Annotated in this window: 22 protein-coding genes; 7 read left to right on the top strand and 15 right to left on the bottom strand. The window is 46.2% G+C overall.

The genetic code is table 11. The annotated features are described in order from the left end of the window. The first annotated feature begins 22 nt into the window (after positions 1–22). The gene (locus LSG34_RS15060; RefSeq protein WP_233009927.1) at positions 23–2,107 is read left to right on the top strand and encodes a winged helix-turn-helix domain-containing protein; all 2,085 of its coding nucleotides are present in this window, start codon (positions 23–25) and stop codon (positions 2,105–2,107) included. Positions 2,108–2,131: 24 nt separating this feature from the next. Here LSG34_RS15060 and hemB read toward each other — a convergent pair whose 3' ends face one another. The 12 genes from hemB to LSG34_RS15000 form a co-directional block, all read right to left on the bottom strand. Continuing rightward, entirely contained in the window at positions 2,132–3,139 is a 1,008-nt protein-coding gene (gene hemB, locus LSG34_RS15055) for a porphobilinogen synthase (protein WP_233009926.1), read from the bottom strand. Next, positions 3,126–3,887 (bottom strand): GGDEF domain-containing protein, encoded by a 762-nt coding sequence (locus LSG34_RS15050; RefSeq protein WP_233009925.1) that lies wholly within the window; start codon positions 3,885–3,887, stop codon positions 3,126–3,128. The genes hemB and LSG34_RS15050 overlap by 14 nt, the downstream gene beginning before the upstream one ends. Next, entirely contained in the window at positions 3,884–4,684 is an 801-nt protein-coding gene (locus LSG34_RS15045) for a TatD family hydrolase (RefSeq protein ID WP_233009924.1), read from the bottom strand. Before LSG34_RS15045 ends, LSG34_RS15050 begins: the two co-directional genes overlap by 4 nt. Before the next feature lies 1 nt (position 4,685). Then, positions 4,686–5,177, bottom strand: coding sequence for a hypothetical protein (locus LSG34_RS15040; protein WP_233009923.1), 492 nt, complete (start codon positions 5,175–5,177; stop codon positions 4,686–4,688). Between the two features lies 1 nt (position 5,178). Beyond that, positions 5,179–5,937 (bottom strand): twin-arginine translocase subunit TatC, encoded by a 759-nt coding sequence (tatC, locus tag LSG34_RS15035; protein ID WP_233009922.1) that lies wholly within the window; start codon positions 5,935–5,937, stop codon positions 5,179–5,181. Further along, on the bottom strand, positions 5,915–6,307 hold the full coding sequence (tatB, locus tag LSG34_RS15030; protein WP_233009917.1) for a Sec-independent protein translocase protein TatB: 393 nt from the start codon (positions 6,305–6,307) through the stop codon (positions 5,915–5,917). Before tatB ends, tatC begins: the two co-directional genes overlap by 23 nt. Continuing rightward, positions 6,308–6,571, bottom strand: coding sequence for a twin-arginine translocase TatA/TatE family subunit (gene tatA / locus LSG34_RS15025; RefSeq protein ID WP_233009916.1), 264 nt, complete (start codon positions 6,569–6,571; stop codon positions 6,308–6,310). A gap of 48 nt (positions 6,572–6,619) precedes the next feature. Next, complete coding sequence (gene ubiB, locus LSG34_RS15020; RefSeq protein ID WP_233009914.1) at positions 6,620–8,242, bottom strand: ubiquinone biosynthesis regulatory protein kinase UbiB; 1,623 nt, start codon at positions 8,240–8,242, stop codon at positions 6,620–6,622. A gap of 2 nt (positions 8,243–8,244) precedes the next feature. Then, positions 8,245–8,850 (bottom strand): ubiquinone biosynthesis accessory factor UbiJ, encoded by a 606-nt coding sequence (locus LSG34_RS15015; RefSeq protein WP_233009913.1) that lies wholly within the window; start codon positions 8,848–8,850, stop codon positions 8,245–8,247. Continuing rightward, complete coding sequence (gene ubiE, locus LSG34_RS15010) at positions 8,850–9,605, bottom strand: bifunctional demethylmenaquinone methyltransferase/2-methoxy-6-polyprenyl-1,4-benzoquinol methylase UbiE (protein WP_233009912.1); 756 nt, start codon at positions 9,603–9,605, stop codon at positions 8,850–8,852. The genes LSG34_RS15015 and ubiE overlap by 1 nt, the downstream gene beginning before the upstream one ends. Before the next feature lie 107 nt (positions 9,606–9,712). Beyond that, a complete protein-coding gene (locus tag LSG34_RS15005; RefSeq protein WP_233009911.1) occupies positions 9,713–10,792 on the bottom strand; it encodes a DNA alkylation repair protein in 1,080 nt (359 codons plus the stop codon). Between the two features lies 1 nt (position 10,793). Continuing rightward, entirely contained in the window at positions 10,794–11,816 is a 1,023-nt protein-coding gene (locus LSG34_RS15000) for a GGDEF domain-containing protein (RefSeq protein ID WP_233009910.1), read from the bottom strand. 323 nt (positions 11,817–12,139) lie between these two features. Between LSG34_RS15000 and LSG34_RS14995 the strand changes: the two genes are divergently transcribed. Together LSG34_RS14995 and LSG34_RS14990 are read left to right on the top strand one after the other, a co-directional pair. Next, on the top strand, positions 12,140–13,876 hold the full coding sequence (locus LSG34_RS14995; protein WP_233009909.1) for a DUF885 domain-containing protein: 1,737 nt from the start codon (positions 12,140–12,142) through the stop codon (positions 13,874–13,876). A gap of 119 nt (positions 13,877–13,995) precedes the next feature. Then, positions 13,996–14,496 (top strand): hypothetical protein, encoded by a 501-nt coding sequence (locus LSG34_RS14990; protein ID WP_233009908.1) that lies wholly within the window; start codon positions 13,996–13,998, stop codon positions 14,494–14,496. A 19-nt stretch (positions 14,497–14,515) separates the two neighbouring features. Here the strand turns inward: LSG34_RS14990 and LSG34_RS14985 are convergent, their stop codons facing one another. Together LSG34_RS14985 and LSG34_RS14980 are read right to left on the bottom strand one after the other, a co-directional pair. Beyond that, positions 14,516–14,746, bottom strand: a complete 231-nt coding sequence (locus tag LSG34_RS14985) for a hypothetical protein (RefSeq protein ID WP_233009907.1) — start codon at positions 14,744–14,746, stop codon at positions 14,516–14,518. Beyond that, positions 14,724–15,221 carry an EVE domain-containing protein gene (locus LSG34_RS14980; protein ID WP_233009906.1) on the bottom strand — a complete coding sequence of 166 codons (498 nt, stop codon included), beginning with the start codon at positions 15,219–15,221 and terminating at the stop codon, positions 14,724–14,726. The genes LSG34_RS14985 and LSG34_RS14980 overlap by 23 nt, the downstream gene beginning before the upstream one ends. 128 nt (positions 15,222–15,349) lie before the next feature. Here LSG34_RS14980 and LSG34_RS14975 point away from each other — a divergent pair, with 128 nt between their 5' ends. Together LSG34_RS14975 and tesB are read left to right on the top strand one after the other, a co-directional pair. Beyond that, complete coding sequence (locus LSG34_RS14975; protein WP_233009904.1) at positions 15,350–15,649, top strand: hypothetical protein; 300 nt, start codon at positions 15,350–15,352, stop codon at positions 15,647–15,649. Positions 15,650–15,717: 68 nt separating this feature from the next. Next, positions 15,718–16,587 carry an acyl-CoA thioesterase II gene (gene tesB / locus LSG34_RS14970; protein WP_233009901.1) on the top strand — a complete coding sequence of 290 codons (870 nt, stop codon included), beginning with the start codon at positions 15,718–15,720 and terminating at the stop codon, positions 16,585–16,587. Positions 16,588–16,652: 65 nt separating this feature from the next. Here tesB and plsB read toward each other — a convergent pair whose 3' ends face one another. Next, positions 16,653–19,091: a glycerol-3-phosphate 1-O-acyltransferase PlsB gene (gene plsB / locus LSG34_RS14965; RefSeq protein WP_233009900.1), complete on the bottom strand. Its 2,439-nt coding sequence runs from the start codon at positions 19,089–19,091 to the stop codon at positions 16,653–16,655. Positions 19,092–19,222: 131 nt separating this feature from the next. Between plsB and lexA the strand changes: the two genes are divergently transcribed. After that, positions 19,223–19,852 carry a transcriptional repressor LexA gene (lexA, locus tag LSG34_RS14960; RefSeq protein WP_233009899.1) on the top strand — a complete coding sequence of 210 codons (630 nt, stop codon included), beginning with the start codon at positions 19,223–19,225 and terminating at the stop codon, positions 19,850–19,852. 271 nt (positions 19,853–20,123) lie between these two features. Then, a complete protein-coding gene (gene coxB / locus LSG34_RS14955) occupies positions 20,124–21,257 on the top strand; it encodes a cytochrome c oxidase subunit II (RefSeq protein WP_233009898.1) in 1,134 nt (377 codons plus the stop codon). The last annotated feature ends 8 nt before the right edge of the window (positions 21,258–21,265 follow it).

Genomic DNA, 21,265 nt, shown 5'->3' with positions numbered 1-21,265 from the left:
TGCGCCTTTATGACAGGATTTTATGTTGCCCGATTTCCCTGATGTAGTGCTTGGACCTTGCCTGATCCAGAGTGATAACCACAAAATTTCCGGACCACTGAGCGAAGTGCAACTACCAGCACGTGTATTTGAAGTACTGCAATATTTAATTCAGCATCAGGACAGAGCTGTGAGTCGACAAGAGCTCATTCAGCGTATTTGGTCCGGTAATGATGCGGTAGGACAAAAGGGCCTGACCAATGCAGTATGGCAACTGCGTAAAGCTTTTGAGCAGGCGGGTGCAGAGCAGGAATTGATACTGACCATTGCCAAAACCGGTTATGAATTGGCGGCGTTACCTCAGCCTGTTCATGCTGACTATCGAAACAGTCTGAGTCAAACTGCAGCTTCCTCCAGGCGTTGGGTTTGGTGGCTGCTCGGTTTAAGTATGGTAGTGGTTATAATAATCTTGTGGTTCAACCGGCAGCAACCAGCTCAGATTGAGACTGCACTAAAACCCGATATACGGCCACGCCAGCTGACGTCCTTGCTGGGCGTGGAGGAAATGCCAAGTTTTAGTCGTGATGGCCGTTACATGGCCTTTATGGCGGACGCTCCTGGCCAGGCACCTGGTATCTTCCGACTAGATTTACAGCAGATGAGCAAAGCAGCTGTACGTCTGACACCGGAACATCAGTATGCAACAGCCCCAGCCTGGTCACCCGATCAACAACAATTGGCTTATCTTGCTGTCCAGCAGAACGACTGTCAGGTCAGGGTGCTGGATTTGACTTCAGATCAAACTGCCACCTTAGCTAATTGTTTTCATCAGCATTTGCAAAACACTTTGTCCTGGTCTGCCAGCACCAATATGCTGGCTTTTGCTGCGGTGAATGAGCTGGGAGGTGTGAATATACAAGGTCGTGATATGAGCACTGGCCGTATGGAAAGATTATCGTCGCCCCGTGCTGATACGCAGGATTATCCGCTGGCTTTCGCCAATCACAGTGGCCAGCTTGCTTATGTTCGCCAGACCAAACATCTGGGTATGATTTATCTGCGCCAAAGCGATGGCAGCAGCAGAGCCTTAACTAAAGATCCTTTGTATATCTATTCTCTGGCCTGGAGTCCGGACGACAAATTCCTGTATTTCAACAGCGTCTGGCAAGGCGAGTTGTCGATTTTACAAATCTCAGTACAAACAGGACAAATTACTCCATTGTCTTATGTCAAAGCGCCTGGCCGTATCGCGGTCAGACTTGGGCCTCAGCCTGAACTGGTGTACACCCAATACAATAGTGAGGAGCAGTTGTATCGCATTAAGAAGGGACAGGAACCCATGTTGATGCCCAAAACTTTAGGGCGTGAATTATATCCTGAGTACAAAGCCTCTTCGGATCGGCTGCTGTTTATGTCCAGTCGTAGTGGTCGTTTTGATTTATGGCATTCTGATTTAGCTCAAACAAAGGTGCAGCGGGTACATACGACTTATGAAGGGCTGGTGGATATTGCCAGTCTGGCACCGGATGGCGAGCATTTTGTGGTGCCTGCACGCAGCAACGAAAATGAACCTGTCCAGCTTTATCTCGGCACTTTGTCTGGTCCGGATTTTAAACCCGTCAGCGAAAAACCTTTTGAAAGCCAGCATGCCAGTTGGAGCCGGGATGGTCGAAGTTTATATTTCAGCTCAAATATTAGCGGTGATTGGCAGATTTGGCGGCTGGATTTGCAATCAGGCATTTCGCAGCAACATACAGTGAAGGGCGGTATTTTTGCACGAGAAGCGCCGGACGGTGGATTGTTGTATGTGAAGGCTTTAACGGGCGGTATTTGGCTTCAGGATCAAAAAGGGACAGAACAATTGCTGGTGCCACAGTTGGCTGAAGTGGATTGGGGCAATTGGTTAGTGGATGAAAAGGGCATTTATTACCTGCAACGTTTACCTGATGCCGACTTGTGGATGTTTAAAGCCTGGGGGCAAAGCTCCGGCGAGGAATTATTCAGAGTGCCTGGACGCAGTATTAAAACCAGCCGTTCTGTAACTGCAGTCAGTGAGGATGAGTTTGTAGTCTCTATGTATGGCCGAAGAGAAGCTAACTTAATGGCGGTACCACTGATAGCTCAGTGAGACCGCCAATGCTGCGGCTTAACTTTATTTTTGCTGCAACCAGATGGCGGCTTTTTTCGCGAAGTAAGTCAAAATGCCATCAGCGCCTGCGCGTTTAAAGGCCAGTAACGACTCCATCACTATGGCTTCTTCCGCCAACCAGCCGTTTTGAATGGCAGCCATATGCATGGCGTATTCGCCGCTGACCTGATAAGCAAAAGTAGGCACTCCAAATTCGTCTTTCACGCGGCGCACTATATCCAGATATGGCATACCTGGTTTTACCATCACCATGTCAGCGCCTTCTTCCAGATCCAGGGCTACTTCACGTAAAGCTTCGTCGCTGTTGGCCGGGTCCATCTGATAAGACTTTTTATTACCACCTTTTAAGTTACCAGCAGAGCCGACCGCATCACGAAATGGGCCATAATAAGCCGAAGCGTATTTGGCTGAGTAGGCCATGATCTTGGTATTCACAAAACCTTCGGCCTCCAGTGCAGAGCGTATAGCGCCAATACGACCATCCATCATATCTGATGGCGCAACTATATCCGCTCCTGCTTCAGCGTGAGATAAAGCCTGCTTTACCAGAATATCTGTAGTGATGTCATTGAGCACATAACCTTCGTCATCAATAATGCCGTCCTGACCATGAGTGGTGAAAGGGTCTAAAGCGACATCGGTGATCACACCCAGTTCAGGCATATGCTGTTTTAACATACGAACAGCACGTTGTGCCAAAGCGTCCGGGTTATAAGCTTCTTCTGCTAACAGTGATTTCTTCTCTGCTGATGTAACAGGAAATATCGCAATAGCAGGAATACCTAAAGCGACCAACTCTTTTGCTTCTTCAAGTAATAAATCCAGCGATAAGCGTTCAATACCTGGCATCGACGGAATTACCTGACGCTGATTTTCGCCTTCAACAATAAACATCGGATAAATTAAGTCGTCCACAGTGACACGGTTTTCAGCCATTAAACGACGGCTGAAATCAGACTGACGCATACGGCGTAAACGGCTGGCAGGGAAGTATTCGTTAAACTGACTCATCTGGAGTTTCCTGTACTGGGATCACAACCTCAGGGCTGCAAACAACCCTGTTTCGACCTTCATTTTTCGCCTGATACAGAGCTATGTCTGCGGCCTGAATATATTCTGCATTGGTGCTGCTGATTTCAGCTACTGCAGCGTAACAACCTATACTGACGCTGATGGACAGCTCCAGCTCTTCATACTGAATACGCTGGTTCTCCAGACAAAGTCGTACTTGCTCTGCCAGGACCATGGCACCGTCTTTATCTGTGTTTGGCAAAATGATGGCAAATTCTTCACCACCGTAACGGCACAAATGATCGGTGCTGCGTTTGAGTTCTTGCTGCAGGCAGTTAGCTACTTCTTTAATCACCAAATCACCCACCAGATGGCCATGGTTGTCATTGAAGGCTTTAAAGTGATCAATATCTATCATTAACAGACCCAAAGTGCTGCGCTCACGGCGGCTACGCTTAATTTCAGCGCTGAGCTTCTGATCAAAAAAGGCTCTGTTGCGCACCCCTGTTAATGCATCACGGGTGCTTTGTTGTTCCAGCAGTTTATTTTTGTCTGCCAGCTCAGTCAGGGTAATTTGTAGTTCAAGGGTGCGTTGCTGAATACTGTCTTCAAGCTGATCAGCGACATTCAGCTGCCATTTTTTTTGCTGCAGATAAAACAGCAACCAGGCCAATAAAGCAGTGAAGACTGCGCCAGCGCCGAAGCCGATTAATAACTGCTGCCAATGCAGCTGTAGCCATTGCATCATAAATAGTGCTCATCTGCTGTGATCTGAAACAGGGTCAGGCTGTTTCTCCTGCTATGCAGAGCTATCTCGTCAAGGCTGTGGCCAGTCATATCAGCAAACTGTGCCGCAATTGCTGGCAAGTAGGCTGGTTCGTTCCGGCTTGATTTAGGTTTAGGTGCCATAGTTTTAGGCAATAAAAATGGGGCGTCAGTTTCCAGTACTAATCTGTCCAATGGCAAATAACGGACAGCGTCTATTAAACTCTGGCCACGTTTGGTGTCACATAACCAGCCAGTTATTCCAATATAAAGTCCCAAATCCAGGTAAGCTTTTAATTGCGAGCTGTCTCCGGTAAAGCAGTGCGCTATGCCACTTAAGCCAGGGTGATTTTTTAATAAACTGATTTGGGTTGGAAAGGCATCACGTTCGTGCAGATAAACAGGCTTGTTGAGTCCTGTTGCCAAGGCTAATTGAGCCTCAAAAACTTCGATTTGTTGTTCTGGAGTTGAAAAGTTTCTGTTGAAATCCAGACCACATTCACCCACAGCGACAACGTGCGGGTCCTGCAACAGGCTTTCCAGATGGGCTATCCATCCGGCGGATACTCCGGCAGCCTGATGAGGGTGTACACCTGCAGTGCAATACAAGGATGGATGATTCGAACAATAATGGGTATTCAACTGGCTTTCAGCCAGATCGCTGCTAATCAGCAGCATTTCCTTAACATGGACATTTCTGGCTTGCCGCACAACGTCGTCGCGATCGCTGTTAAAGCGATCGCTGAATAAATTGACGCCAGCATCAAACCATAATGGCATATTACTTTTCACGTAATACTCTGGTTTTGCGGTTTGTGCCTTCTTTATTCATAAAGAAAGAGCCTAACAAACCACGCTCGATGATATAAGTGCTGCCTGGTGTGGCTGTGAAGATATCTTTTGAAGTCTGGCGCCAAACCTGACCATTATCAAAAGTGAAAATCATCATGCCCTGACGATTAGTGTCAACACTTTGTAACACCAACTCCAGATTTTGAATCTCAACTTCTTCTTTAGCCGCTTCGACTTTACGTTCCAGACCAAATTCTTCTTTAGTTGGCGCGACAGGAGCAACATTCACAGTCTGAACCGTGCTTCCGCTGTTAGAAATGGCTTTCACATAAGCGCCAGCTGCCGCTGTGTTCATTTTGTCATAGCAAACTAACCTTTGCAGGTCATTGCCCAGGCTACGGCACTGTTCCAGTTGTTGGGATAAATCTGCTGCATACAAAGCAGGAGCAAACAAAGCCAACATAACAAGCGCTTTTTTCATTCTATTTTTCCTCATTAGACACTTCGTCTGGATCTGATTCAACTGGCACATAAAAACGGCTAAGCCATACACCCAATTCGTACAATAAACACATAGGGACCGCCAGTAGTGTCTGGGATAATACATCAGGCGGTGTCAGCAACATACCGATAATAAAAGCAAAGACAACAAAGTAAGGGCGCTTTTCAACAAGTTGCTGACGAGTGACTGCACCTGTCCATACTAATAACAATACAGCGACCGGAATTTCAAAAGATAAACCAAAAGCGAAAAAAAGTTTTAAAACAAAATCCAGATAGCTGCTGATATCCGTTGCTATGGTTACCCCTTCAGGTGCCACGCTGGTGAAAAAACCAAACACTAGAGGGAACACAATGTAGTACGCAAAAGCGATACCACAATAAAACAGCACAGTGCTGGAGATAATCAGCGGCGCGACCAGATGCTTTTCTTTTTGGTATAAAGCGGGTGCGACAAACAACCAGATTTGCCACAGCATGTAAGGCACAGCCAGACAAAGTGCGACAATAAAGGTCAGTTTAAAAGGGGCAAAAAATGGTGCTGCTACATCTGTCGCTATCATAGAGGCGCCAGCAGGCAATACAGCCATTAAAGGCGAAGCCATCAGGTGATAAATATCGGCTGCAAAATAAGCCAAAGAAATAAATACCAAAAGTACAGCCATAACTGTATTTAACAGGCGACGTCGTAGTTCAATCAGGTGCCCTAACAGGCTGTTAGGATTTGTGGTTTTTGTCATCTGCTACTACTGGATCTGCTGATACGGATAAAGAAGGAGCCGCTGGCTCTACCGGCTGTGTTTGTGGCTCAATTGGTTTGCTTGCAGCTGGATAAGGATTCGTCACATCGGCCGCTGCCTGGCGCAGCTCTGCCATGGCCTGCATTTCTTCAGTGGTCAGATTTAACAACCCCTTCTCTTCGGCCTGTTTTAACTTATCGTGCAGCTCCTGAACCCGCAGTTCGTCATTTAATTCGGCCTGCATTTGCTGGCCAAATTGTTTCACGCTGCGGACAAAGCCACTGACACTGCGAATAGCGCCAGGCAATCGCTCCGGGCCTAAGACCAGCAGAGCAACTACGGCTATGACAACTAATTCCCAAAAGCTCATTTAGCGTTGTTCAGGCGTTTTTGGCTGATCAGCGCTGACAGGGGTTGAGTCTTTCACTTCAGCTTTAATTTGTGGCTGCTGTGGCTGAACAACAGGAGCTGCTGGTTCTACAGTTTCTTCCGGATCTTTCACCGAATTGCGGAAACCTTTAATAGCTGAACCCAAATCTGTACCTATGCCGCGCAGACGCTTTGTGCCAAACAGCAGGACAATAATCACCAGGATGATCAATAACTGCCAAATACTAATGCCACCAAAACCCATGTTATTCTCCTTCGGTTTCCAAACTGCGGTAACGAACCTTTTGGTCCGTCAGTTAATTTTTAAGGCAAAACCCACTGCGACCAGTGCAAGTCCCGCCGCTGTTATAGACCAGCCAGATGTCAGTAATAAGACAGCTGCTAATAAACTGCAACCTGCCAGCACCGCATTCGCCAGTTTTTTAGTCTGGTGATGTTGTTGCGCCTGTACTTGCTGCAATTGAGCTAACAAGTGAGCTTGCTGTTTTGGACCCTGTTGCAAGTAGTGATGCAACAAGCCCGGCATTTCCGGCATCTTTTCTGCCCAAAATGGTAAATTGGCTTTAATTTCGCGCCATAAGGCTGCGGGTCCCATCTGCTGTTTGACCCAGTTTTCCAGAAATGGTTTGGCGGTTTGCCATAAATCCAGTTGTGGGTACAGCTGACGCCCTAAGCCTTCAATATACAACAGTGTTTTTTGCAACAATACCAGTTGCGGCTGAACCTGCATATTAAAACGACGGGCTGTATTAAACAGATTAAACAGCACCTGACCAAAAGAGATATCCTGTAGCGGCTTTTGGAAAATAGGTTCACAAACGGTACGGATCGCGCTTTCAAATTCTTCAACGCTGGTGTCAGCCGGCACCCAGCCAGAATCCACATGCAACTGAGCAACTTTTAAATAGTCGCGGTTAAAGAAAGCAACGAAGTTTTCTGCCAGATATCGTTTATCTTCTTTATTTAAGGTACCGACTATGCCGCAGTCTATGCCAATGTATTTCGGATTGTCTGGTGTTTCAAAAGAGACAAAAATATTACCAGGATGCATATCGGCATGGAAAAAGCTGTCACGGAATACTTGAGTGAAAAAGACCTCGACTCCACGTTTGGCCAGCAATTCCAGATTGGTACCCTGAGCTTTTAGCGCAGTCAAATCCGACACTGGAATACCATAAATTCGTTCCATCACCATCACGCCTGGTCTGCTGTGGTCGGCGTAAACATAAGGGATATAGAGTGAGTCAGAGCCTTCAAAATTACGTTTTAGCTGAATGGCGTTAGCGGCTTCACGCTGCAAATCCAGTTCATCCAGAATGGTCTTGCGATACTCTGCCACAACTTCTTTAGGACGTAATCTTTTGCCATCCGGCAGATAACGAGCCACTAAATCAGCCAAAGCATCCATCAATTCTAAATCAGCCAGAATTTGTGGCCTGATATCAGGCCGAATCACTTTAATCACCACATCAGCCAAAGTGCCGTCTGCTTGTTTTAGCTGAGCGCTATGTACCTGTGCAATAGAAGCTGAAGCCAGTGGTGTTTCGTCAAACTGCTCAAATAAGTCGGTGATCTGTTGTAAACCTAATTGCTGAATAATCAGCTGCCTGGCCTGATCACCAGGGAAGGCTTCCACTTTATCCTGTAACTTGGCCAGCTCATCCACCCATTGTTCGGGAAACAAGTCACGGCGGGTGGATAACATCTGACCAAACTTGACCCAAACCGGCCCCAATTGCTGTAAAGCTAAACGTAAACGTGCACCTTCGGTTTTATCCGGGTGTTGGTTTTTCAACCAGAAAGCAGAGCTGCGTGCAGCACGGAAATACCAGGGTTGCCACTGCTGCGGGATCAATTGTTCCAACCCGTAGTGCAGCAAGGTTTTTAAAATGTGGTAAAAACGACGCAGACCCAAAATTACTCCTGCCTGAAGGCGTGATGGCGACTTAACTGTTCCAGCCGCGCTTGCAACTGACTGACGTCGCGGCTGAACTGATTCATTTCGGCTTGTGTTGGGCTTAATGCCAGTTCATCCTGAGCCAGCTCAACACTGGCCTGTTCCAGTTGCTGTAGTTGCGTTTGAATATACAGCTGCAGCTGTTTTATCGCAGTGGCGACTTTATGCGCCAGGGCATCACCTAACCAGCCAGAGAGCTGCTGCTCCCAGTCCGGGTTTAACTGTTGTAACAAAAAACTGAATTGCTGAGCGACCTGCAGATCCCCTTCAATCTGCAGCTTATCCTGCTTAATTAAGCGGGTTAGCAGGCTAGGATCATTTAGCTTTTGCAAGGTAGCAAGGTCGGTGGCAATCACACAATCGACTTTTTCGTTGTGCTGATTCAGTAATAAGGTTTCTGCTGTAGCCGACAACACAAAACGCCAGGGCAGTTCTTGTAACTGCAAAGCCAGTTGTTTGCCTTGGACTTTTTGCAATAAAGCAGGGGATGCCGGATCCATAGCCACTACTTTATGCAGCACTTTTTCTAAAGTAGCGCAGATCAGTTGTGGCACTAAACTCAGCATCAGAATTTATAGCCTTTATGCAGGGCCACTATACCGCCGGTTAGATTGTGGTAGCTGACATGTTCAAAACCTGCAGTTTCCATCATCTGTTTCAGCGTATCCTGATCAGGATGCATCCGGATAGATTCCGCCAAATACTGGTAACTTTCTTTATCGTTCGCTACCAAACCGCCTATTGCTGGCAACAACTTAAAGGAATACAGGTCGTAGACTTTGCTCAGCCACTCGTATTCAGGTTTGGAGAATTCCAAGACCAGTAAACGGCCACCAGGTTTGAGCACTCTGAACATGGAGCGTAAGGCTGCATCTTTGTCTGTGACATTACGCAAGCCAAAACCTATGCTGATGATATCAAAGCTATTATCAGCAAAAGGCAAAGCTTCGGCGTTAGCCTGCACATAGTCAATATTATTGACTAAACCTAAGTCACGCAGCTTGTCGCGGCCTACATTGAGCATGGATTCGTTGATATCAGCCAGAATGACTTTGCCGGTCGGGCCTACTCTTTTTGAGAATAAAGCGGTGATATCACCAGTGCCACCTGCTAAATCTAAGACCTGATGGCCAGGGCGCACGCCGCTGCAGTCTATGGTAAATCTTTTCCAAAGACGGTGAATGCCTAACGACATCACATCATTCATCAGGTCGTATTTGGCAGCAACGGAGTGAAAGACATTAGCCACAAGCGAAACTTTTTCAGTTTGCTTTACGGTTTTAAAGCCAAAATGAGTGCTATCAGGTTGCTGGTCAGTCATAAAAAGCCTTTGGCTGTTCTTAGTAAACTAAAGTGGCGCTAGTGTAAAAGATTCGGCGGCTCACGCCAACTTATCCTGCAGTTTTATGCGGCTTAGTCTGTTTCAGATCAACTTACAATAACGTCAAAAAAACTCTCGGCGTAGCAATGGCCGTTCAGTATTATTTGCAAGTGATGCTGGCCCGGGTAATGTTTGCGTGTGGTTAAGTCAATAAAGGACTGGCGCCGTTCAAACTTTATGTTTTGGCCTGTCCATACTTTATTACCTAGCTGAAATACTTTGTAATTCAGCTGGCCGGATTTTTTCCGGTAACCAATTTTGTATTCCAGTCGCAATTTGGCCTGAAGGTCTGCCGGGCCAGACAACTCAATCATAAAATGCAGTGGCTGTTGTGCAGAGGCTTGAGCATTGATCATTTCTAAACTCAGCTGCAACGGCAGCTGCTGCAGGCCATATAAAGCCAAAGCCCGTGGATGGGCCTGTTTCAGCAAACCCCGTAACGCATGTTTAATAATCCAGTCTGTGATTGCATGCTGACCAAACCAGCTCTGTGCTATATCCAGCACTAACTCCGGATGATCTTTACTAATGTCATTTAGATGATTCGCTACGCTGCGTTGCACATAAGGTTCCGCATCAGTTTTCAGCTGCTGCAGGATAGGTAACAAAGGAGTCGGGTCTTTTTTATAGGCTTTTAATGCCATGCCCCAGGGCAGGCGAGGTCTGGAGCCTTCACTGGCCAAACGGCGCAAATGTAAATTGTCGGAACTGGCCCAAAGTTTCATCTGCGCTAAAGTGAGTTCAGGATAACGCTGGAAAAAAGGCCGGATGGCGAATTCAGCTGTAGAAAAGCAAGTGAAATGAGCTAAAGCATCAAAAGAGCTTTGTGGATCGTCCAGGCCATACACTTCTACATAGTCAGCAAAGACAAAACCCTGCAGACCAGAAAAATGGCCGCTGACCGGGAGCAACACTTTGATGGCGTCGGGATAAGCTAAATTCAGGCTGCTATGTAAGGCGTGGCTGACCCGACGAACTCTGGCTTTGAGCTCTGACTGCTCCCAATCGGAACCTTGAGTTTGCGCCAGAAATCGGTTTGTATCAAAAGTTGCGGAGTAACGCTGACATAATGCAGCCAGTTGCTGCAAAAATGCCGGACTAAATACATCTTTTAGCTGACTAGCCATATCAGGTGGCCAGCATCAGCTCGGTAGCAACCTGATTACGGCCACGCACTTTGGCTTCCTGCAGCACTTTACTGCTACGGGATAAAAATTGATGCCAGTTTTCTGCTGTGTTGTAGATACTGACCCCTAAAGAAATCGTTACTTTAGGTAAAGTCTTTTTGCTTTTTGCTGAGACAAACCGCAGTTTTTCCACACCTTTGCGTACTTGTTCGGCTATTTCACCTGCAGTGCGTAAATCAACGTCAGGCAATAAAATCAGAAATTCTTCCCCACCAGAGCGCACAGGCAAACCACTCTCCTGCACATAACTGGCAATTTTTCGTGCGACTTTACTTAAGATCACATCGCCCACACCAAAACCATAGTCCTGATTAAATTGAGCAAAGTGATCTAAATTCACTGCGATAGCGGCAATACGCCTGCCTGGAGTTTCAGTCAGCCAAAGATCCAGATGTTCCTGCATCGCCAGCCTGTTATACAAACCTGTAAGTGGGTCCAGTTGACGCTCTTTTTTCAGATGATCCAGTTCGGAGCGTAATGCGTGACATTGCTCATTCGAGAAGTCGAGCTGGTCTTTGAGTTTTTGCTGGCTGGCCTTAATAGCGTAAGTGGCATTGATCACTTTATTCACGCTGTCACGGCTACGGTTTGTATTATTTGGGTCTAAACCCAACAAAGCCTGATCCAGCACATCCATATAATGTTGTACTGCTTCACTGGCAATGTCGGTCGTGCCGGACAATTTGGCCAGCATAGTGGTGACTTGCTGAGTCAGTTCTTCCTGACGTTGGTGTTGTGGGGTTAACCATTGGCTGTAGAGTTCTGCTAATACAAAGTCATCAAAGCTGCTCTGAACGGCCAGTTTTTGTTCTATGGCCAGACATAATCCGTCATTTTGACCGTTGATATACTCATAGATCACTGTGTAATTGACCGGATGGGCTGCTAAACGATGCCGCTGCAAAAAGGCTACGGTCAGCGCCGCCTTTTCACTTGCTTGCTCGATTGAGTCCTGATATTTCATGCCAAACACAACTCCACTAAATACTACTGCTAATTTAGCCTGCAAAACCTAATGTTACGCGAAACTTACGTAGAGGCAAACAGACTGATGTTGTTAAGCTGACATATCTATTAGAAAAAGTCTTCATCTCCTGCTTTATTAATGACTTATTTTTTAAATTTTTTTTCTTAGTGGCTAAAAAAGCACAGATTGTCGGTTAAAAAACGGCATTTTTACCACTTCTGAGCAAACTATTGCGGCCAGTCTCCAAAAAGCAAAGCTCGCTGCACTGGCTGTCAAAGTTGAACAGAGTAGAATCAAGAAAAATGATGGGGAGAGAGATAATGCACCAGAAGATAAAGTTTTTCTGTATAGCCTTAGTGCTGACAGGAACGCTGACAGCCTGTAGCAGTCAGTCAGCCAAACCAATGGATTTTGACCAGTTTGCAGATCAACTGTGGCAAGCTGAAAAAGACTTAAATAACCGCAGTAAAACCAGCTTACCAGATATGTCGCCATCGACCCTGGCGGCCCAGGCAAAACAAAGGCAACAATGGCTGGATAAACTACAACAAGTTGATGTTGCGACTTTGACTGAACAACAACAAATCAACCACGCCATTCTGGTGTATAGCCTCAAAGACGCGATAGCAGAGTATCAGTACGGTGCTCATTTGATGCCTTTAACCTCGGAGTCAGGTTTCCACAGTGATTTGGCTTTTATGGTCTCAGGAACAGAATTTAAGACCAAACAAGATTATCAGGATTACCTCGCCAAGCTAAAAACCATCCCTGTTTATATGCAGCAGCAAACAGAGTGGATGAAACAGGGCTTAGCAACAGGCATGACTCAACCCAAAGCTGTGCTGGTTGGATTTGATCAAAGTATCCTGGCTTTTATTAGTAAGACACCAGAGCAAAATGTGTTTTACCGGCCTTTTAGCCAAAAACCTGAATTTGTTGATGCAGACAGCTGGGTTGCTATGCAGCAGCAAGCGAAACAGATTGTCGATCAACACCTGAATCCGGCTTATCAGCAGTTTTATCAGTTTATGCTGCAGCAGTATTTGCCGGGTGCACGCGATAGTATTGCTGCCAGTGACTGGCCTAAAGGCCGTGACTATTATCAGAACCGGCTGGAGCATTACACTACGTTAAAACTGACACCAGAGCAGGTGCATCAAACTGGCCTGGAAGAAGTTGCACGTATTCGTGCAGAAATGCAAAGCATCATTACCCGGGTTGGTTTTAAAGGCAGCTTTGCTGAATTCATACAGTTTTTGCGCACAGATCCACAGTTTTACGTCAAAACTCCTAATGATTTATTAAAAGAAGCTTCTTTTATAGCAAAGAAGATTGATGCTGAATTACCTAAGTTTTTCAAAACCTTGCCCCGCACACCATACGGAGTTGCACCTGTACCTGCAGAAATTGCGCCTAAGTACACCACAGGTCGTTACGCTGGCACCAACAGAGATGACAGAGCTGGTTTTTACTGGGTCAATACTTATGCACTGGACCGTCGTCCTTTGTATGAGATGGAAGCTCTAACTTTGCATGAAGCCGTACCTGGCCATCATTTACAAATTTCTCTGGCGCGCGAACAAGCGTCGCTACCTGACTATCGCCGTAATTTTTACACCTCAGCTTTTGGTGAAGGCTGGGGTTTGTATTCTGAATATCTGGGGATTGAAATGGGTTTTTATCAGGACCCTTACAGTGATTTTGGCCGTTTAACCTATGAAATGTGGCGCGCCGCGCGCCTGGTAGTGGATACAGGCATGCACACCATGGGCTGGAGCCGTCAGCAGGCTATAGATTTCCTGGCCAGTAATACAGCTTTATCTATGCATAATGTGACAACAGAAATTGATCGCTACATCAGTTGGCCCGCTCAGGCTTTGTCTTATAAGTTAGGTGAACTGACCATCAAAAAGTTACGTAAAGAAGCGGAACAACAGTTGGGCAACGACTTTGATGTGCGCGAATTCCACGATGTGGTACTTGGCAACGGCAGTGTTCCTTTGTCTATTTTGGAACAACAAGTGACGAACTATATACAGCAGAAAAAGCAGTCATAAGAGGTTCGGATCCGGGAGCAGTGTTTTGCTGTGATTCTGTCATAGGATTCTGCCCCCGGCTCTGTTAAAGTGCCGCTGTTTTCGGCCGTACTTTTGCAGTAAAAGGGAGTGAATTTTCGATGTGGATGTTGTTATTACTGCTGGCAGTGGCACCAATTGTATTTTTGGCTCTGAAGCTGGATCAATTGGGCAAAATGCAAAATAGATTAAAAGTGCAACTGCATTTCGCTGAGCAGCAGTCTATGCAATTGGAGCATCTGGCTTTTTGGCTCGCTGAGGAACAAAGTCAGCAGCTGTTAGCTAAGGTCCATCAGGCGGGTCGCAGTCATACTAAGCCACCGGTTTGGTATCTGCACACCGAACTTTTGTGTAAAGCTATTCCGGTGTTATGTAAAGAACAAGCCAATCACAATACGTTGCCGCGTCAGGCCGTCGCCAAATTCCTGAAGCAACAAAATCAACTGAGCTTTAACGAGATGGAGAATTTTATTCGTCATCATTCGGCACTGACTGAGTTATGGCAAAGCAATACACTGACGTCTTATCTGAAGTTATGTCAGCGTACTGTTGAAATGTTGCAGGAGTATCAGCCTGTGCATGCAGACCGTATGGCTGGCTAATAGCGTCTGGAAATCGAGCTTAATCGCGCAGAAAAACCTTGGGTGCAGTGTTAATTTGACCATCTTCATCAATGCTGGCCATTTTTGGGCCGGCTTTGAGTACTGCGACCCGTTGTTGTTCCTGTTGTCGTACGAAAGACAGTTCATAGCCAAAACGTTGCAATTCAGATACGGAAAATTTCTGCGCCATGCTAAGCATTTCCCAGAAATAGTTTAAATCCCGGGCCTCACGTCGCCTTTCCTGTTTCATTTATGTTCCCCTTGTCTGTACTCATTCTTATTATGTGGTGCCATTCTGCTGAACTGACAGGCATCACAGATAATCTGTTGCCTTTTTTCACCAGTGGTAATTGCTCTAGCTTAGTTGACTGTTTGAGTTTGTCGAGCGGCAAAAGCGCAGCAAATTTTTCGACAAATTGAAGATCTACTGAAACCCATGGGGCTTTGGTTCCGCTTGATTTCGCGTCGAAATAGGGGCTTAGTGAATTAAACTGGCTCGGGTCCGGATAGCTGCTGCGCACCACTTCAGCTACACCTGCGATACCAATATCTTTGCAGCTGGAATGGTAAATAAACACCAGATCACCAGTTTTCACCTGATCCCGTAAAAAGTTACGTGCCTGGTAGTTACGCACACCTTCCCAGACGATGGCTTTATCCGGGGCTTTAGCAAAGTCATCGATACTGCATTCCTCAGGTTCGGTTTTAAAAAGCCAATACCTCATAATTACACCTGCGTTACATTAATTTACATTTAAGAACAAAAAAACATCTGTTTGCTATGGTTTTTTTTCTTGCTCCGATTTAGCTTGCCAGATATTCTACTTTTCGAGACATAACAAAAGGATATTATATGTACACTAAACTATTGATTGCTGGCCTGTTAAGTATGACTGTGGCTGCATGCAGCAGCACTACACCTGAACAACAAACTAAGGCTCCTGTAGCTGAAACTAATCAACCGGCTCAAGTGGCTGCAGTTAATGATAAAGATACAATTATTTGCCAACGAGTAAAAGTGACAGGTTCTAACCTAAAAGAACGTCGTTGCCGCACTAAAGGTCAGCTGGCAGAAGAACGTGAAGTGGCCAGAAAAGCAATGGACAACATTAATTCCACCAGCGCTCGTGGTGTTGGTTCAGACTGGCGTTAAGTAGGATTTTTGCAGAGGCAGGAAAGTTCCGGCACAATAGACTGAATTCTGGTGATGAGGAGTTCAGCATGAGTCAGGTATTGGCCGACTTACTTTCATTGTTAAAGCTTGAAACTATAGAACAAGGTTTATACCGGGGTCAGAGTCAGGATCTCGGTTTTAAAGCTGTGTTTGGTGGTCAGGTTATGGGGCAGGCGCTATCAGCCTGCAAAGAAACAGTGGAAGCCGACCGTAAGGTGCATTCGTTCCACTCCTACTTTTTACGTCCTGGTGATGCCAGTAAGCCTATAGTGTACGAAGTCGAAAATATTCGTGACGGCAAAAGCTTTAGTACCAGACGTGTCAGTGCTATCCAGTTCGGTAAACCTATCTTTTATATGACGGCTTCCTTTCAGGCGGAAGAGCAAGGTTTTGAGCATCAGGAACTGATGCCCCGTGTGCCTGCACCAGAAGATTTAGTCTCTGATCTGGAGTTTTATCGCGAGCATGCCCATTTAATTCCTGAGTCTTTGCGCAGTAAATTTATCTGTGAAAAACCAATAGAAATGCGGCCTGTCGCTTTCCATAATCCCTTTAACCCACAGATCAGTCAGGCTAAACGTTATGTCTGGTTTAAAGCCAATGGCGTAATGCCGGATGATTTGCGGGTGCATAAATACTTGCTTGCTTATGCGTCGGATTTTAATTTCCTGCCAACCGCTTTGCAGCCCCACGGTAAGTCTTTTATGGCGCCTAATATGCAAGTCGCTACTATAGACCACGCCATGTGGTTCCATCATGATTTCCGTTTTGACGACTGGCTGCTTTATGCAGTAGACAGCCCAAGTGCATCAGGCGCCCGTGGTCTGGTCCGTGGTCAGTTCTTTAACCGTGAAGGTGTGTTGGTTGCCTCTACTATGCAGGAAGGCGTGATCCGTAGTTACGACAAAGCCCGCTGATTTTTCGGCGCATGAATAAAAAAACCACCTGAAGGTGGTTTTTTTGTGGGAAAAACAGCCGTTTTTCAGACTTTCTTTTTCACTATGCTAAGCACCGTCTGCAGCACATCAGCTCTTAATAAGCCGTTTACTGTTTGCTGTAGTGGTAACAGAATAGCTGTGGCTTCCAACTCATTTTGGTCGTTGCTTGTGCAATAACCAGCTTCGCGAAGTGCATTGATTAAGGTCGCAAACAGCTGCTTGTCATGGTATTCAGGGGAGCTGATGCCATGCAAAGTGCTTAAACGTTGCGCCAGTTCATGACTTTGTTGCTCAAGATCGGCGCGGGTCAAGGGGCTGTGCAGTTGCAGTAAGTTCAGCACCACGGCATAACGTTGTAATACATCCTGCGCGTTGTGTGCCAGCAGCTCCAGCATAAAATGACCTGCCTGTTGCACTGGCGCTGCTTGTAAAGACTGGCCTTGAGCTTCGATTAACTGGTGTTTTTGCAACTGCTCCAGCACTTGGCTTATGTAGTCGTTAAAATGCTCCAGCTGTAAAAACAATTCATGTTGTAACAGAGGTTGCAGTAGCTGACAAATATTCACCAACTGCACTTTAGTTAAACCTGGATGCTGCAATAAAGCCGTCGCCAAAATAGCGGGCAACATAAACAAATGGCAGACGTTATTGCGGTAGTAACTCAATAAAATCGCATTTTCAGGCGTCAGCTGAATAATTTGACCAAAACTGTCTTGTGATACTTCGACTTTCTTCAGGTTGATGGCATGGTCAATCCACTGACTGACGGAACCTTCAGGCAAAGTCACACCGGGATGATAAGGCGCATAGTGTTGTAAGTTGCGGTAAAACTCCAGCTGAGTAGTGAGCTCCTGCCGTGTCAGTGAATGCTGACGTGTTGCCAGTAAACAGGTGGCGATCAGGTTGATACTGTTCAGCGCTGCTGCCTGATTAATTCGCTGCATGATTTCTGTTGCCAGTGTGGCTACCGCTGGGTTTAACCAGGCAGGTTTTTGTGTGTCTGCTGTTTCTATCGATGCGCGCCAGTCAGGAGCTTGCTGGTTTAAAAAAGCATTCAGCGAAATAGGCTGACCAAAATTGACATACCCATAGCCATAATCCCGTAGCTTACGGGCAGCGCTGAAAACGCCCCCTATAGATTCTTTTTTCTTGCTGGAGCCTTTGAGTTCAGTCAGATAGGTGTTGACCTCCATCACATGCTCATAGCCTAAGTAAACAGGCACTAAACTGATAGGTCTGTCTATACCACGCAATACAGCTTGCACCGTCATCGCCAGCATACCGGTTTTTGGCTGCAATAAACGGCCTGTGCGGCTACGACCCCCTTCGGAGTAATACTTCACCGGATAACCTTTGCTGAATAGCTGGCTTAAGTATTCACGAAATACGGCTGAGTACAGCTTTTCACCGCTGAAACTACGGCGGATAAAAAAGGCACCACCACGGCGGAAAAAAGTACCAACAGGCCAGAAATTCAGGTTAATACCGGCAGCTATATGAGGTGGAGCTAAACCCTGATGGTAGATGACGTAACTTAACAGCAGATAATCCATATGACTGCGATGGCAGGGCACATAAACAATCTCATGGCCTTTTTGCACTAAATCAGTCAGCACCTGGCCATTATTAATTTTTAAGCCTGAATACAGCTTTTTCCATAACCAGCCAAGGAAACGATCGCCCACTCTTAAGGTAGATTCGCGATAATCTGCCGCAATTTCTTCCAGCAACTTTAAGGCTTCAGCACGGGCTTCTCTGATGCTGATTTTTTTAGACTGGGCTTCTTCTTCAATTGCTTTTTTTAATGCATCTGAAGCCAGTAAGGAGTTAAACAAGGCAGCTCTGTCCGGTAATTTCGGGCCAGTTGCAGCCAAACGTTGGCGATAAAAATGGAAACGCGCCACCCGCAATAATTTATGGGCTGTGTCTTCGTTGACTGTGGCATTTTCAATAATCTGACGCACAGAGACAGCTTTACTGAAACGCACCAGGGTATGACGACCTGAAATCAACACAATAAACAGCTTAGCCAGCCAGCTTGGAGATTCGGATTCGCCCAGCATCGACTTTACGCTGTCTTCTTTACCCGGAGCCCGGCCCCACAGCACTGAAACTGGAATAAGTTGAGCTGAGAAGTTTGGATCCCGTTGATGCGCCTGCAATAAGGCTAAACCCTGTTGCAAAGCATCGGTGGAAGCCCGACTGCCCCAAAGCACACGAGGTTGCTCAAGAAAAATAGTACGGGATAAGGTGGTGTTGCCCAGTTGCACCGGATCCATAGGATCTGGCAGGCCCAGCTTGTGACAGACGCGGGCTAAAGTGGCTAAATCGCTTGAAGAGGCTGTTCTGCTGATATAGAACACTGGCTGCTTGGGGTCCAATGCCAGATTTTCCGCTACAGGTTCTGGCACTATCTTACATCTGACCAAAGGTTTAAGTGGCCAATACAGCAGCTTTGCTAACCATGTCATTGGTTTTAACATATCAAATCCGTACTTATAAACAGCCGTTAGAATAGCATGGAAGGTCTTACCAGCAAAATTGTGCTGATGACTTGGCAGATGATAAAAGGCTGTATATACTCACAGTATCCACTGTATAGGTATTCAGCATTATGCGTCCATTAACACCACGACAAGCCGAAATTTTGCAATTGCTTAAAGATTATCAGGCCGCTTCAGGTATGCCACCGACCCGTGCTGAAATTGCCACTCAGCTGGGATTTAAGTCAGCCAACGCTGCTGAAGAGCATTTAAAAGCGCTGGCGAAAAAAGGTTTTATTGAAATGATGCCGGGCACCTCCCGTGGCATCCGTTTGGTTGAAGATGAAGCTGCCAATGATGTTGAAGAGGAAGAGCCGGGTTTACCGCTGATTGGCAAAGTCGCTGCTGGCCAGCCTATTCTGGCAGCAGAACATATTCAACAGCGTTACCAGCTCGATGCCAGTTTGTTTAAACCTAATGCCGACTTTTTATTAAAAGTGCAGGGCATGAGTATGAAAGACATTGGTATTCTGGATGGTGACTTATTGGCTGTGCATAAAACTACAGAAGCCCGTCAGGGTCAGATTGTGGTGGCCAGAGTTGAAGATGAAGTGACGGTAAAGCGTTTTCGCCGTGAAGGTCAGATGGTTTACCTGCATCCGGAAAACGGCGATTTTGACGTGATTAAGGTGGACTTAAGCCAACAGCATTTTGCCATTGAAGGCCTCGCCGTTGGTGTGATCCGCACTAGCAGCTGGTAAAAAATCTACCTGACTCAATAGTTTGTAATACATGAAGCACTGGTACGACCATTTGGTTTTATCGGTGCTTTTTCATTTTTCGGGTTTACTTCTGTCTGTTCCTTGACTAATTGTTAGATGCAACTGATAACAAAATATACAAATCAGTGCACCGATTTTTGCAAGTTAAATCGGGACAATAATAATAATGGCGGTTGCGGACCAAAGACGAAGTAGGGTGTGTGTCTTTAAATCTGCAATTTGCTTTGTGCAAAGACAGAGGAGAAGTCACGTGGCGAGAACCAGTTATCTGTGTTGGTCGCTGCTAACCTTTTTGCTTGCGTTTTCGACGCAGTCTGCAGAAATGCCTTTGAACATGACTCAAGGGGTTACAGAAATCAGTCAGCAGGTTTACGACCTGCATATGAAGATTTTTTACATTTGCTGTGCAATAGGGGTAGCGGTTTTTGGGGTGATGTTTTGGTCCATCATCCATCATCGTAAGTCGAAGGGCGTCGCGCCAGCCCAATTTCATGAGAGCACCAAAGTAGAACTGCTTTGGACTGCTTTACCTGTTGTTATTCTTATTTTAATGGCGATACCCGCCACCCAAACCTTGATAGCCATGGAAGACACCTCCGAAGCTGACGTGACAGTTCTGGTCACAGGCTCACAATGGAAGTGGCACTACAAATATATGGACCACAAAGTAGAGTATTACTCTTTGTTGGCCACACCCCGTAAACAAATCGAAAATAAACTTAAAAAGGGCGAAAACTACCTGTTAGAAGTGGATAGACCTTTGGTGATCCCTACAGGTAAAAAAGTGCGCTTTTTAGTCACTTCAGATGATGTGATCCACTCCTGGTGGGTACCGGCTTTTGCGGTGAAAAAAGATGCAAACCCTGGCTTTATCAATGAAGCCTGGACCAAAGTCGATCATCCCGGTATTTACCGCGGTCAGTGTGCCGAGTTGTGTGGTAAAGACCATGGTTTTATGCCTGTGGTGGTTATAGCCAAAGATCAGGCCGATTTTGATCAATGGATAGCACAGGAAGCCGCTACTCAGGCTGCTGCCAAAGCTGAAGAACTCAAGCTGTTGTCGATGAATATGAGCAAAGAAGAGTTAATGGCCCTGGGTGAAAAAACCTATATGGGTTATTGCGCTGCTTGCCATCAACCCACAGGCATGGGTATTCCCGGAGTTTTCCCAGCCCTTAAAGGTAGCAAAATGGCGCTGGAAGATTTACCTGCTCATATCGATATAGTGCTGAACGGTAAAACCGGCACAGCTATGCAGGCTTTTGCTAAGCAACTGACATTAAGCGAAATTGCGGCTGTAGTGACTTACGAGCGCAATGCCTGGGATAACAATACAGGGGATGTGGTGCAAGCTGCCGACATCGCCAAAGCACAAAAACCTTAGGGGGCGCA

Origin of the sequence: Rheinheimera faecalis, from assembly GCF_021290965.1 — a bacterium.
In the GTDB taxonomy this organism is placed as follows: Bacteria; Pseudomonadota; Gammaproteobacteria; order Enterobacterales; family Alteromonadaceae; genus Pararheinheimera; species Pararheinheimera faecalis.
The sequence above is the reverse complement of the archived record's forward strand: the minus strand, read 5'-3'. Positions and strand labels throughout refer to the sequence as shown.

Excerpts from the sequence above, each read along its gene's own strand:
- LSG34_RS14985 (WP_233009907.1), bottom strand. The coding sequence starts at position 14,746 with ATGAAACAGGAAAGGCGACGTGAGGCCCGGGATTTAAACTATTTCTGG.
- tesB (WP_233009901.1), top strand. The coding sequence starts at position 15,718 with ATGAGTCAGGTATTGGCCGACTTACTTTCATTGTTAAAGCTTGAAACT.
- LSG34_RS15060 (WP_233009927.1), top strand. The coding sequence starts at position 23 with ATGTTGCCCGATTTCCCTGATGTAGTGCTTGGACCTTGCCTGATCCAG.
- LSG34_RS15000 (WP_233009910.1), bottom strand. The coding sequence starts at position 11,816 with ATGAAATATCAGGACTCAATCGAGCAAGCAAGTGAAAAGGCGGCGCTG.
- tatC (WP_233009922.1), bottom strand. The coding sequence starts at position 5,937 with ATGACAAAAACCACAAATCCTAACAGCCTGTTAGGGCACCTGATTGAA.
- tatB (WP_233009917.1), bottom strand. The coding sequence starts at position 6,307 with ATGAGCTTTTGGGAATTAGTTGTCATAGCCGTAGTTGCTCTGCTGGTC.
- LSG34_RS15005 (WP_233009911.1), bottom strand. The coding sequence starts at position 10,792 with ATGGCTAGTCAGCTAAAAGATGTATTTAGTCCGGCATTTTTGCAGCAA.
- LSG34_RS14995 (WP_233009909.1), top strand. The coding sequence starts at position 12,140 with ATGCACCAGAAGATAAAGTTTTTCTGTATAGCCTTAGTGCTGACAGGA.
- lexA (WP_233009899.1), top strand. The coding sequence starts at position 19,223 with ATGCGTCCATTAACACCACGACAAGCCGAAATTTTGCAATTGCTTAAA.
- LSG34_RS14980 (WP_233009906.1), bottom strand. The coding sequence starts at position 15,221 with ATGAGGTATTGGCTTTTTAAAACCGAACCTGAGGAATGCAGTATCGAT.
- LSG34_RS15040 (WP_233009923.1), bottom strand. The coding sequence starts at position 5,177 with ATGAAAAAAGCGCTTGTTATGTTGGCTTTGTTTGCTCCTGCTTTGTAT.
- ubiE (WP_233009912.1), bottom strand. The coding sequence starts at position 9,605 with ATGACTGACCAGCAACCTGATAGCACTCATTTTGGCTTTAAAACCGTA.
- LSG34_RS15050 (WP_233009925.1), bottom strand. The coding sequence starts at position 3,887 with ATGATGCAATGGCTACAGCTGCATTGGCAGCAGTTATTAATCGGCTTC.
- LSG34_RS15015 (WP_233009913.1), bottom strand. The coding sequence starts at position 8,850 with ATGCTGAGTTTAGTGCCACAACTGATCTGCGCTACTTTAGAAAAAGTG.
- hemB (WP_233009926.1), bottom strand. The coding sequence starts at position 3,139 with ATGAGTCAGTTTAACGAATACTTCCCTGCCAGCCGTTTACGCCGTATG.
- LSG34_RS14990 (WP_233009908.1), top strand. The coding sequence starts at position 13,996 with ATGTGGATGTTGTTATTACTGCTGGCAGTGGCACCAATTGTATTTTTG.
- LSG34_RS15045 (WP_233009924.1), bottom strand. The coding sequence starts at position 4,684 with ATGCCATTATGGTTTGATGCTGGCGTCAATTTATTCAGCGATCGCTTT.
- LSG34_RS14975 (WP_233009904.1), top strand. The coding sequence starts at position 15,350 with ATGTACACTAAACTATTGATTGCTGGCCTGTTAAGTATGACTGTGGCT.
- plsB (WP_233009900.1), bottom strand. The coding sequence starts at position 19,091 with ATGTTAAAACCAATGACATGGTTAGCAAAGCTGCTGTATTGGCCACTT.
- tatA (WP_233009916.1), bottom strand. The coding sequence starts at position 6,571 with ATGGGTTTTGGTGGCATTAGTATTTGGCAGTTATTGATCATCCTGGTG.